At 72.7% G+C, this 11,972-nt stretch carries 8 protein-coding genes and 1 riboswitch; of the genes, 5 read left to right on the top strand and 3 right to left on the bottom strand.

What is annotated here, in order from left to right; all coding sequences use genetic code 11:
- Positions 1-57 precede the first annotated feature (57 nt).
- Positions 58-1,179: an AAA family ATPase gene (locus tag ACFYZ3_RS06945; RefSeq protein ID WP_388514445.1), complete on the bottom strand. Its 1,122-nt coding sequence runs from the start codon at positions 1,177-1,179 to the stop codon at positions 58-60.
- 83 nt (positions 1,180-1,262) lie between these two features.
- Here ACFYZ3_RS06945 and ACFYZ3_RS06940 point away from each other — a divergent pair, with 83 nt between their 5' ends.
- Both ACFYZ3_RS06940 and ACFYZ3_RS06935 read left to right on the top strand, forming a co-directional pair.
- Complete coding sequence (locus ACFYZ3_RS06940) at positions 1,263-2,402, top strand: hypothetical protein (RefSeq protein ID WP_388514444.1); 1,140 nt, start codon at positions 1,263-1,265, stop codon at positions 2,400-2,402.
- 35 nt (positions 2,403-2,437) lie between these two features.
- Positions 2,438-4,225, top strand: a complete 1,788-nt coding sequence (locus ACFYZ3_RS06935) for a DUF5691 domain-containing protein (protein ID WP_388514442.1) — start codon at positions 2,438-2,440, stop codon at positions 4,223-4,225.
- A gap of 28 nt (positions 4,226-4,253) precedes the next feature.
- Here the strand turns inward: ACFYZ3_RS06935 and ACFYZ3_RS06930 are convergent, their stop codons facing one another.
- Positions 4,254-4,670, bottom strand: a complete 417-nt coding sequence (locus tag ACFYZ3_RS06930; RefSeq protein WP_003974171.1) for a cobalamin B12-binding domain-containing protein — start codon at positions 4,668-4,670, stop codon at positions 4,254-4,256.
- Between the two features lie 395 nt (positions 4,671-5,065).
- On the opposite strand from ACFYZ3_RS06930, the gene ACFYZ3_RS06925 reads away from it, so the two are divergent.
- Positions 5,066-6,061 carry an esterase/lipase family protein gene (locus tag ACFYZ3_RS06925; protein WP_388514440.1) on the top strand — a complete coding sequence of 332 codons (996 nt, stop codon included), beginning with the start codon at positions 5,066-5,068 and terminating at the stop codon, positions 6,059-6,061.
- A 196-nt stretch (positions 6,062-6,257) separates the two neighbouring features.
- On the top strand, positions 6,258-7,775 hold the full coding sequence (locus tag ACFYZ3_RS06920) for a M23 family metallopeptidase (protein ID WP_388514439.1): 1,518 nt from the start codon (positions 6,258-6,260) through the stop codon (positions 7,773-7,775).
- A gap of 72 nt (positions 7,776-7,847) precedes the next feature.
- Here ACFYZ3_RS06920 and pcrA read toward each other — a convergent pair whose 3' ends face one another.
- Positions 7,848-10,337, bottom strand: a complete 2,490-nt coding sequence (pcrA, locus tag ACFYZ3_RS06915; protein WP_388514438.1) for a DNA helicase PcrA — start codon at positions 10,335-10,337, stop codon at positions 7,848-7,850.
- 255 nt (positions 10,338-10,592) lie between these two features.
- Positions 10,593-10,777, top strand: a riboswitch (cyclic di-AMP (ydaO/yuaA leader).
- A 6-nt stretch (positions 10,778-10,783) separates the two neighbouring features.
- On the opposite strand from pcrA, the gene ACFYZ3_RS06910 reads away from it, so the two are divergent.
- Positions 10,784-11,968: an NlpC/P60 family protein gene (locus tag ACFYZ3_RS06910; RefSeq protein ID WP_388514437.1), complete on the top strand. Its 1,185-nt coding sequence runs from the start codon at positions 10,784-10,786 to the stop codon at positions 11,966-11,968.
- Positions 11,969-11,972 lie beyond the last annotated feature (4 nt).

Below are 11,972 nucleotides of genomic sequence, written 5' to 3'. Positions count from 1 at the left end.
CCGTGGTGCCGGTCACCGCCGCATCCGCCCCGCCTCGCGTCCGCATCCCCGTGCCGTTCACGCGGTCACCTCGCGGCAGGCCCGGTAGAAGTCCCGCCAGCCCTCGCGCTCGCGCACGACCGTCTCGAGGTACTCCTGCCAGACGACGCGGTCGGCGCCCGGGTCGCGGACGACCGCGCCGAGGACGCCGGCGGCCACGTCGCCGGGGCGCAGCACCCCGTCGCCGAAGTGGGCGGACAGCGCCAGGCCTCCGGTGACGACGGAGATGGCCTCGGCCGTGGACAGCGTGCCGCTGGGCGACTTGACCTTCGTACGGCCGTCGCTCGTCAGCCCGTCGCGCAGCTCGCGGAAGACGGTGACCACGCGTCGGATCTCGTCGGTGCCGTCGGGCACCGACGGCAGGTCGAGGGAGCGGCCGATCTGGTCGACGCGGCGGGTGACGATGTCGACCTCGGCCTCGGCGCTCTCCGGCAGCGGCAGTACGACGGTGTTGAAGCGGCGGCGCAGGGCGCTGGACAGGTCGTTGATTCCGCGGTCGCGGTCGTTGGCGGTGGCGATCAGGTTGAAGCCGCGTACCGCCTGCACCTCCTCGCCGAGCTCCGGTATCGGCAGGGTCTTCTCCGACAGGAGCGTGATCAGGGAGTCCTGCACGTCGGCCGGGATGCGGGTCAGCTCCTCGACCCGGACGGTCGCGCCCTCCGTCATCCCCCGCATGACCGGGCTGGGCACGAGGGCGTCCCGGCTGGGGCCGTGGGCGAGGAGCCGCGCGTAGTTCCAGCCGTAGCGGATCGCCTCCTCGGGGGTGCCGGCCGTGCCCTGCACCAGCAGGGTCGAGTCGCCGCTGACGGCCGCGGCGAGGTGCTCGGACACCCAGGTCTTCGCGGTGCCGGGCACGCCGAGCAGGAGCAGGGCGCGGTCGGTGGCGAGCGTGGTGACGGCGACCTCGACGACGCGGCGCGGGCCCACGTACTTCGGGGTGATCACCGTGCCGTCGGGCAGGGTGCCGCCGAGCAGGTAGGTGGCGACGGCCCACGGCGACAGCTTCCAGCGGGCCGGACGCGGACGGTCGTCCTGCCCGGCCAGCGAGGCCAGTTCGGCAGCGAACGCGTGCTCGGCGTGCGGCCGCAACACCTGCCGCGGCACTTCGGCCCCGGACGTCCGTTCAACGAATGCAGGCATGGCCGATTCCCCCTCCAGCTAGGCCGGTCCGATCTGTCATCCACGGTGCACCACGCCACTGACAATCGCTCTGACCTGCGGAAATGGTCTCGGAAGGGCCATTGTCAGTGGGGGGATCTACCTTCGATGGCATGACTCGGCACGGGGTGCGCCGGGGTGGGGAGTCGCGACGAGGGGGCGGTGTGGGGACAGCGGTGCGAGGGCCGGGCGGGGACGGCGGGCGCGGGCACGCGGAGGAGGGGACCGCGGGCCCGTCCGCTCCCGCGGCCACGTCCGATCCCGAGGCGGCGCGGCGCCGGGCGGAGCGGCGGGCCGAGCGGGTCACCGCGGGCGCGACAGAGCTGGAGCAGCGGCTCGCGGACCTCCTGCGCACCGGCCTGGCGGGCGCCGAACGGGCGGGGTACGGGCTGTGGGAGGAGACCGCGGCCCGCATGGTGGACGCCCAGGCGCCGGGGCTGGCCTCGCGCGTGCGGGAGCTGGGCGCCATACCGTCGTCGGGCCCGGGCTGGCCGGTGCGGCTGCTCGAGGAGTGCGCCCTGCTCCACCTGCTCGACCGGGGCTGGCTGGGCCGCGGGCGACTGCCGGACGGCCTGGCGGCGACGGTCCGTTCCCGTGTGGGCCTGCCCACGTCCGCCACAGGCCCTCCGGAGCGGGACCACTGGCTGGTCCTCGCGCAGTACGACACCGCGGACGCCCGGCTGACGACCCGTCGCGTCTGGTTGTACGGCGCGGAGTCGGACCGCACGGCGCTGCTCCTCTCCTACGGCGCCGCGGGCCGGGCGCCCGAGCTGACGCTGCCGGTGGGGGCGGTGCTGGACGCCGAGATCTCCGCGTATCCGGATGCGGGGCGGCAACGAGCGGCTCTCGGCCGCCGGTTCGCGCCCCCCGAGCCCGGGCGGATACGCCCGGCGGGGGTGACGACCTCGCAGGCGGCCGTCCGGTACGGCGAGGCCCTCCGCGACGACCCGTGGCTGGACTCGGTGCCGGTGGTCCTGGAGCGGGTGGTGCCCGTACCGGACGGCGACGGCTGGCAACTGGCGGACGCCGACGGGGACACGGCTCTGCCGCTCGCCGGGGCGACCGGCAGCCAACCGGGGTTGTGGCGGCTGGTCGCGCTGGCGGGCGGTGCGCCCGTCACGGTCTTCGGCGAGTGCGGCCACCGGGGCTTCACGCCGCTGACGGCCTGGCCGGCCGGACCGGGCCCTGCGGTGCCGCTGTGCTGACCCGTCCCAGGCGTTTCGAATCGGAGGCGAACGACATGACCAGGACGCCCGCCCCCACGGACACGTCCGCCCCGGCGTCGGCCGCCCCGCCGACGCACCTCGCGGAGGACGGGACGGGCACCGGCCCCCGGGCCGACGCCGAGCCCCGGCCCGGGGCGGACACCGACACCGTTCCCGGGACCGCCGCCCCTTCGACCGCCACCACCGGTCCCGGCTCCGAAACGGGACCCGGGCCCGGCGTGTGGGAGGCGCTGGTCACCTCGGCGCTGCTGGGTACGGACCGGCGTACGCCACCGGGTGGCGAGCGCGGGCCGGGTGCCGCGGCCGCGTTGCTCGACGCGGCGGCCGCGGAGACCGTCCGCCGCCGCGCCGGACTGCGACCGGCCCGTGCGGCCCGGCGCCCCGAGCCCGCACCCGAGGACCCCCGCCCGCCGTTGCCGGCCGCCGCCGCCCGTCGGCTCACGACGCTGCTCGCCGACCGCCCCGGCGCGGCGGGCGGCGGCCGCAGAGGCAGCGCGCCCGATCTGATGGAGCTGCTGCCCCAGTGGCTGGCGACGGCGAACGCCCGTGGTTTCGCGGCGCCGCCCCAGGCGCTTCCGGCGCTGCTGGACGCGGCCCGGGGCCGTACGGACCTGCGGCCGGCGGCGCTGACGTTCGCGGGGCCCCGGGCCCTGTGGCTGGCCCGGCTGAATCCGGACTGGCGGTTCGCCCTGCGCGCGACGTCCGGTGCAGGGACCGCCCTCCCGGGTTCCGATGCCACGGAGCGAGTGCGCGGGCTCTGGGACGAGGGCCTGTTCGCCGAACGGGTCGCCCTCCTGGCGTCCCTGCGCGCCCGCGACCCGGCCGGTGCCCGCGAGCTGCTGGCGTCGACCTGGGCGACCGAGCGGGCCGAGGACCGGCTGATGTTCCTCGACTCGCTGCGGACGGGGCTGGAGGCGGCGGACGAGCCGTTCCTGGAGCAGGCGCTGGCCGACCGCAGCCGCAACGTACGGGCCACGGCGGCGGAGTTGCTGTCGGCGCTGCCGCACTCGGCGCTGGCCGCGCGGATGGCGGCGCGGGCCGCGACGTGCGTGTCCCTCGACCGCACCCTCACCCCGCCGGCGATCGCCGTAGAGGCGCCGCACGAGTGCGACGCGGGCATGGAGCGGGACGGCGTGGTGGCCAAGCCGCCGGCCGGGCGGGGAGAACGGTCGTGGTGGTTCGGCCAGTTGGTGGAGGCGGCCCCGCTGGCCACCTGGCCGACGCGGCTGGCGGGACGCACGGCCGAGGAGATCGTGGCCCTGCCCGTGTCCGACGGCTGGCAGAGCGAGCTGCACGCGGCCTGGTGCCGTGCGGCCGTACGGCAGCGCGACGGCGTGTGGGCGAGGGCACTGCTCGGCGCGCCCACGGCACCGGAGGCGGGTGGTCCGGGTGCGGTCTCCCTGGCCGAGCGGGCCAAACTGCTCGGCACCCTGAGCGCCGGTGAACGCGCCGAGTGGGTCGCCGGGTTCATCGCGACGCACGGGCTGTCCGAGGCGTTCCAGCTGCTCGGCATGTGCGGGGTCCCGTGGGCCACGCCGCTCGGCCGGGCGGTGGTCGACGCGCTCAACATCGCCCGGGACGCCGGGAGCTACCCGTGGAGCTTCAGCGGCGTCATGGGCCTGGCCGAACGCTGCCTCGATCCCTCGGAGGCGGGCCGGCTCGACGGCCTGCTGGCGATACCGGACGAGCCGGAGGACGCCTCGCCGGGGGCCGGCGGGTACTGGGCGGAGGCGTTCCAGCGGCTCGTCACCACGTTGCGCCTGCGGGCGGCGATGGCCGGGGAACTCGGGGCGGGGTCATGAGCCACCACCCCGTGAACCACCACCGGGCCTACGCTCCCGCGGGCTCCCGCACGTTCGCCCGGACCCAGTCCACGATGGACGCCGTGGTGGCGCCGGGCGTGAAGATCTCCGCGACGCCCTTCTCCTTCAGCGGGGCGATGTCCGCCTCGGGGATGATCCCGCCGCCGAAGACCAGGATGTCCGCGGCGTCCCGCTCCCGGAGCAGCTCGATCACGGCGGCGAAGAGCGTGTTGTGCGCACCGGAGAGGATGGACAGCCCGATCGCGTCGGCGTCCTCCTGGATCGCGGTGTCGACGATCTGCTCGGGCGTCTGGTGGAGCCCGGTGTAGATCACCTCCATACCGGCGTCACGCAGGGCCCGCGCGATCACCTTGGCCCCGCGATCGTGGCCGTCGAGCCCCGGCTTGGCCACCACCACGCGGATCGGACCGGCTGCCACACCCATCACTGCCTCCATGAAGCGACTACATCCATCCGTACCGACAAGTACCGCACACTTCACGTCCTCGCGGCGCGGATCCCCGCACCACAGCGTCCGGGGGAAGTGAACGAACGTTATCGCCAGCATCCCGCAACCGGCAGTTTCGCGGTGGATACAGAGGGGGAAATCACACGGTGGGACACGTTCGCCCGGCACCGCTCCAGGGCCCGGCGGCAACACGCGCACGGGGAGCCGTGAGCCACACAGACCTCATCAGACCCACCGGCCTCTGATACGGCATGCCGAAACACGGGTAGGCATAAACCTCGCAAACAGCACCAGTCACTGGTGTCACGGCGCTCCACGAGGGCACACGGGGGACAGAGGCGTCCCTGCGCGTGCCGACAGGAGGTCGGCCCATGAAGGTCACCACGGCAGCACTGCCCCTTCTCCCGCTCTTCCAGCGTCTCCTGCCCGGGCTCCCGGGACTCCCCGGTCTGCAAGGGCTCCCCAGCCTTCCAGGACTCCCCGCGGTCCCGGGACTGCCGGAGCTGGCAAGCCTTCCGGGCCGGCTGACCGGCCTCTCCCTGACCCTGCTCAAGGCCAGCGCCCTGGAGGCCGCGATCCTGGCCGGGCACCTCCTCCTCTACCCCTCGGGGATCATTCAGGAGCGCCACCCGGTCCAGGCCCTGCGCCCGACGAGCGCCCAGGACCCCCAGCCGTCGCCTCCGCCCCCGAGGCTCCCGGCCCCGGCCAGCCCCCCGGTCGTGCTGCTGCACGGCTTCATCGACAACCGCTCGGTCTTCCTGCTGCTGCGGCGCAGCCTGGCCCAGCACGGCAGGCACGAGATCGAGTCGCTGAACTACTCCCCCCTGACCTGCGACATCCGTACCGCCGCCGAGCTGCTCGGACGGCACATCGAGGAGATCTGCGAGCGGACGGGCAGCGAGCAGGTCGACGTCGTCGGGCACAGCCTGGGCGGGCTGATCGCGCGCTACTACGTGCAGCGCCTCGGCGGAGACCTCCGCGTGCGCACGCTGGTGACGCTCGGTACCCCGCACACCGGCACCAAGGTGGTCCCGCTGGCGAACGCGCACCCGATCGTGCGCCAGATGCGCCCCGGATCGGCGGTGATCGAGGAGCTGGCCCGCCCGGCGCCCGGCTGCCACACCCGGTTCGTCAGCTTCTGGAGCGATCTGGACCGCGTGATGGACCCGCTGGAGACGGCCTGCCTCGACCACCCCGACCTGAGCGTGCAGAACGTACGGGTGAGCGGCATCGGCCATCTCGCCCTGCCCGTGCACCCCGCCGTGGCCACGGGGATCCGGCAGGCACTCGACACCGCCGGACCGGAGACAGCGGGGCAAACGGACGGGGAACCGGGCAAACGATCCGGCGGGCTGACCGTCGCCTGAGAACGAAGCAACCCGTTCGGACTCGAACAATTCTCGAACACAAAGCCAAACTCGTGCCCGCCGTCCCCCAAAACACGGCCGATTGCCCGTTTCCTTCGCTCGCGAAACCTGACGAAGATTGTCGTGCCCGTATACCGCCGGGTACAGTCGCCGCACTGCTCTGGCAGCCCCTGTTGTCGAGGCGAAAGAGAAGTTGGTGAACGACCGTCACCCGTCGGGGACAAGGACCACCCCGGCTCCGGCTTCCGACGCCGCTTCGGCGCAGTACGCGTCGTACGGCACGGGGGAGGCCCAGTACGGCGACCTCACCACGTTCGGCGGCTACGCCTCCACCGGTTTTTCCACCGGCACCGCCGACACCTCGGCCTTCGACGCGGACCCCCTCTTCGGCAGCATGCCGGGCCACTACACCGGCGCCCACGAGGCGACGGGTTCGTACGACGCCACCCAGTGGTCCACCGGCGGCGAGCAGGCCCTGCACTACGACGCGTACGCGGCCCAGCACCACGCCGCCTACGACACCGGCGCCTACGACACGACGACGTGGACGTCCGGATACCAGCAGCACGAGCCCGTACCGCCGCACGGCACGGGTGCCGAGGCCACCGGGCAGTGGGACACCGGCGCCTGGAGCCACCCGGACCAGTCCGGCGCTCCGGCCGACGCGACCCAGCAGTGGGACTGGGGCACGCAGACCTTCGACACCGGCGCCTACGACGCCACGCAGTGGAACGCGGGCCACGCGGCCCCCGACGCCGTCGAGGACCCGGCCCGCCCGGCCGAGCACCCCGCACCTGACGACCTCGCACCCGTCGACCACGGCACCGAACCGGCCCCGTACGACGGCGAGTTGGCCGCCACCGGCGAACTCCCCGCCGTGACCGCCCTGCTGGACGACCAGGAAGAGGTCACGCCGGCCGCGCGGATCCCGGCCGCCCGCACCGGCTCCCGCGCCGGGGCGCGCTCCCGTCGCCGCCAGCCCGCCAAGCGCTCCGCGCTGCTGACCATCGCCGTGCCGTCGGCCTGTGTGATGAGTGTCGCCGGTATCGCGGCCGCCTCCGTCGGCAGTCTGACCGGCGACGAGGGCACGGAGAGCGCGGCGTCCGCGCCGGACCCGGGCAACGCCGAGGCCGCGCCGGTGAAACCGTCCGCCGCCAACAACAAGCTGGACACCCAGCTCACCAGCCTGGCCGCCGGGGCCGACGACTTCGCCGACCGCGCCAGCCGGACCCAGGAGCGCATCGACCTCAAGGCCCAGCAGGCCGCCGAGAAGAAACGGGCGGCACAGGAGGCGGCCCGCAAGGAGCGGCTGCGCCCCAAGTTCGCGCTCCCGGTGGCACAGCACGGCCTCAGCGCGTACTACGGGCAGGCCGGCATCAACTGGATGTCCGTCCACACCGGCATCGACTTCCCCGTGTCGTACGGGACGAAGGTGATGGCGGCGACCGACGGCACCGTGCGGACGCAGTACAACAGCGCGTACGGCAACATGATGATCGTGACCGCGAAGGACGGCACGGAGACGTGGTACTGCCACCTCTCCAGCTACCAGGTGCCCTCGGGTACGACCGTGAAGGCGGGCGACGCGATCGCGTTCTCCGGCAACTCGGGCAACTCGACCGGTCCGCACCTGCACTTCGAGGTGCGCCCCGCCGGCGGTTCGTCGATCGACCCGCTTCCCTGGCTGCGCAGCCACGGCATCAGCCCGACGTGACGCCGTAACGTCTCAGCAGCACGGGCCCGGCCGGGCCCGGGTCGAATCCCGGGCCCACCGCCCTCACCGCCGCTAGAGCTTCTCCACCGGCGCGTACCGCAGCAGCAGCCGCTTCGGCTTGGTGTCCCCGAAGTCGATCGTCGCCTCGGCGTTCGACCCGGTGCCCTTGACGCCGACCACCGTGCCGAGTCCGAACTGGTCGTGCGTGACGCGGTCGCCGACCGCCAGCGAGACCGTGGGCTGCTCGGCGCCGGCCGACCTGCGGGTGGCGAAGCCGGACGCGCCCGACGCCGACGAGCGGGAACGGGACGAGGACAGCGAGGCCGCCACGCCCGAGACCGGCGCGGAGGGCGCGGGGCCGTTCGCCCCGGTCCGCTTCCACTCCAGGTGGGGTGCCGGGATCTCCTCCAGGAACCGCGAGGGCGGGTTGTACGACGGCTGGCCCCAGGCGCTGCGCAGCGTCGACCGGGTCAGGTAGAGGCGCTCACGCGCGCGCGTGATGCCGACGTAGGCGAGGCGGCGTTCCTCCTCCAACTCCTTGGCCTGGCCGAGGGCGCGCATGTGCGGGAACACGCCGTCCTCCATGCCGGTGAGGAAGACGACCGGGAACTCCAGGCCCTTGGCGGTGTGGAGGGTCATCAGGGTGACGACGCCGTCGCCGTCCTCCTCGTCGGGGATCTGGTCGGAGTCCGCGACGAGCGCGACCTTCTCCAGGAAGTCGGCCAGGGTCCCGGCCTCCTCGCCCTCGGCCCGCTCCTGCTCGAACTCCAGGGCGACGGCCGCGAGTTCCTGGAGGTTCTCGATACGGGTCTCGTCCTGCGGGTCGGTGGAGGCCTGCAACTCCGCCAGGTACCCGGTGCGTTCGAGGATCGCCTCCAGGACGGTCGCCGGTCCGGCGCCGGACTCGACGATCGTACGGAGGTCCTCCATGAGCGTGTTGAACCGCTTGACGGCGTTCGCGGAGCGCGCGGCCATGCCGTACGCCTCGTCGACACGCCTCAGCGCCTGCGGGAAGCTGATCTTCTCGCGCTGGGAGAGGGCGTCGATCATCGCTTCCGCGCGGTCGCCGATGCCGCGCTTGGGGACGTTGAGGATGCGGCGCAGCGGCACCGAGTCCTCCGGGTTGGCCAGCACCCGCAGGTAGGCCAGGACGTCCCGGACCTCCTTGCGCTCGTAGAAGCGGACGCCGCCGACGACCTTGTAGGGCAGGCCGGTGCGGATGAAGACCTCTTCGAAGACACGGGACTGGGCGTTGGTCCGGTAGAACACCGCGACGTCGCCTGCCTTGGCCTCGCCCGCATCGGTGAGACGGTCTATCTCGTCGGCGACGAACTGCGCCTCGTCGTGCTCGGTGTCGGCGACGTACCCGGTGATCCGGGCGCCGCTGCCCTGGTTGGTCCACAGGTTCTTGGGGCGGCGGGACTCGTTGCGCTCGATGACCGCGTTGGCGGCGCTGAGGATGGTCTGCGTGGAGCGGTAGTTCTGCTCGAGCAGGATCGTCGTCGCGTCCGGGTAGTCCTCCTCGAACTGGAGGATGTTGCGGATGGTGGCGCCGCGGAACGCGTAGATCGACTGGTCGGCGTCGCCCACCACGCACAGCTCGGCGGGCGGCACCTCGGCCTCGGGCGGCACGTCGACGGGGTGCTCCGAGGGCACGCCGACCAGCTCGCGCACCAGGGCGTACTGCGCGTGGTTGGTGTCCTGGTACTCGTCGACCAGGACGTGCCGGAAGCGGCGGCGGTAGTGCTCGGCGACGTCCGGGAAGGCGCGCAGCAGGTTGACCGTCGTCATGATCAGGTCGTCGAAGTCGAGGGCGTTGGCCTCGCGCAGCCGCGACTGGTACATCGCGTAGGCCTGGGCCAGCGTCTTCTCGAAGCCGTCGGCGGCCTGGGCGGCGAAGTCCTCCTCGTCGATCAGCTCGTTCTTCAGATTGCTGATCTTCGCGCTGAACGACTTCGGCGGGAAGCGCTTGGGGTCCAGGTCCAGGTCGCGGCAGACCAGCGCCATGAGCCGCTTGGAGTCGGCGGCATCGTAGATCGAGAACGACGAGGTGAAGCCGAGCTTCTTCGACTCGCGGCGCAGGATGCGGACGCACGCGCTGTGGAAGGTCATCACCCACATGGCGTTGGCGCGCGGGCCGACGAGCTGCTCGACGCGCTCCTTCATCTCGCCCGCGGCCTTGTTGGTGAAGGTGATCGCGAGGATCTGGCCCGGGTGGACGTTCCGCTCGGCCAGCAGGTGGGCGATGCGGTGGGTCAGCACGCGGGTCTTGCCGGAACCGGCACCGGCCACGATGAGCAGCGGGGAGCCGGAGTGGACGACGGCGGCGCGCTGGTTCTCGTTCAGCCCCTCCAGGAGCGCCGCGGCGTCCAGGGCGGGGCGCGGGGCGCCGTCCCGGTAGTGGGTGTCCCGCTCCGGGGGCGCGTCGAACTTCCCGCCGAACAGATCGTGCGGAACCGGCTCCGGTCCGTGATCGTCCTCGGGCGGCGGCGGGGGTTCCTCCTCGTGACCCCGGGGGGTCTGGAGGCTCGCCAGGAAGCTGTCGTCAAAGAGGCTGCTCATCGCTCTCCGAGTCTAGGGCGCCCCACCGACAACCCGGTGCCACCCCGGAAAATGCCCCCCACCCTCTCGGCGCGGGCACGCCCTGCGACCAGCGGAACCACGAAGAGTGACGCTCGCGACCGCCCCGGAGGCACCCGAACGAAAGGTCACGAAAATGTATCGGGCATATCACCCACCAACCTTCACAGCGGCCACACGAGTTGGCTACGGTGCGGGGCAGGCCGCTCGACCCCCTCCGGCGAACCTCGCCGGTCCGCGCGGCCTCCGCCGAGTCCGGCCTGCCCGCACGGCACCGGAGCCGGGGACCCACCGAGACCTTGGGGTGAATCGGCCGCACCGCCCTCGACTGCACGAAGAGGGCGGGCCGCCGTAGGGCAACCCTTCCGAACCACCGCCCGAACCCGACAGCTAACCCGGTAGGCGGAGCACTGGAAGGAGTCGCCTCCTTGGCGTCGCACCGCAAGTCGCGCCCCACCGGTACCCGCGTCGCGGGCATACGGACCCCGGCCCTCGCCACCGCGGCCCTCACCTCCGTCGCGCTGCTGTCCCAGACGGCGAACGCCACGCCGTCGGACGACCGGCCGACCCTGGAGGAGGTCGAGAAGAAGGTCGACGACCTCTACCGCCAGGCCGGGTCGGCGACCGAGAAGTACAACGCGGCCAAGGAGAAGACCACCAAGCAGCGCAAGAAGGTCGACGGCCTCCTCGACGACGTCGCCCGGCGCACCCAGAAGCTCAACGACGCGCGCGAGGAGCTGGGTTCCTTCGCCTCCGCCCAGTACCGCACGGGCGCCTCGGTCCCGGAGACCGCGACGCTGCTGCTCGCGGACTCGCCGCAGGACTACTTCGACCAGAACCAGCTGATGAACCGGCTCACCGGCCGGCAGAAGACCGCCGTCGACGACTACGTCACGCAGCAGTCCGAGACGATGAAGAAGCGCCGGGAGGCCACCGAGAGCCTCGAGACGCTCACCGAGTCGCAGACCGACCTGAAGACGGCCAAGTCGACCGTCCAGAAGAAACTCGCCACCGCGCGGGAGTTGCTCTCGGAACTGACCGCCGAGGAGAAGGCCCGGCTCGCGGCGATCGAGAGGAAGAAGCAGGAGGAGTCCGAGCGCAAGGCCGCCGAGCTGGCGAAGCAGCAGGCGGCCCAGGAGGAGGCCGAGCGCAAGCGCCGGGAGGAGGCCGCCCAGCAGCAGGAGAGCGGTTCCGGATCCGGCGGCACCGGCTCTTCCGAGTCGTCGGACTCGTCGACGCCGGGCACCTCGACCGGCACCAAGGCCGACAAGGCCATCGCCTTCGCCCGCGCGCAGATCGGCAAGCCGTACGTCTGGGGCGCCACGGGCCCCGGTTCCTACGACTGCTCGGGCCTCACCCAGGCCGCCTGGAAGGCCGCCGGCGTGACGCTGCCGCGCGTCACCTACGACCAGGTCAACGCGGGCACCACCGTCTCCGTCTCCCAGGCGCAACCCGGTGACCTGGTCTTCTTCTACGACGACATCAGCCACGTCGGCCTGTACATCGGCGACGGCATGATGATCCACGCCCCGAAGCCGGGCGCGTACGTCCGCGAGGAGTCGATCTTCTACGACGGCGAGTCCTCGATCTACAGCGTGGTGCGCCCGGGCTGATCGG

The sequence above is a fragment of the Streptomyces sp. NPDC001599 genome (assembly GCF_042893535.1).
Classification (GTDB): Bacteria; Actinomycetota; Actinomycetes; order Streptomycetales; family Streptomycetaceae; genus Streptomyces.
This window is presented reverse-complemented; position numbering and strand designations above follow the sequence as displayed.

What these genes read in the sequence shown, in the direction of transcription:
- ACFYZ3_RS06945 (WP_388514445.1), bottom strand. Translation starts at nt 1,179, where the DNA reads ATGCCTGCATTCGTTGAACGGACGTCCGGGGCCGAAGTGCCGCGGCAG.
- ACFYZ3_RS06940 (WP_388514444.1), top strand. Translation starts at nt 1,263, where the DNA reads ATGGTCTCGGAAGGGCCATTGTCAGTGGGGGGATCTACCTTCGATGGC.
- ACFYZ3_RS06935 (WP_388514442.1), top strand. Translation starts at nt 2,438, where the DNA reads ATGACCAGGACGCCCGCCCCCACGGACACGTCCGCCCCGGCGTCGGCC.
- ACFYZ3_RS06930 (WP_003974171.1), bottom strand. Translation starts at nt 4,670, where the DNA reads ATGGGTGTGGCAGCCGGTCCGATCCGCGTGGTGGTGGCCAAGCCGGGG.
- ACFYZ3_RS06925 (WP_388514440.1), top strand. Translation starts at nt 5,066, where the DNA reads ATGAAGGTCACCACGGCAGCACTGCCCCTTCTCCCGCTCTTCCAGCGT.
- pcrA (WP_388514438.1), bottom strand. Translation starts at nt 10,337, where the DNA reads ATGAGCAGCCTCTTTGACGACAGCTTCCTGGCGAGCCTCCAGACCCCC.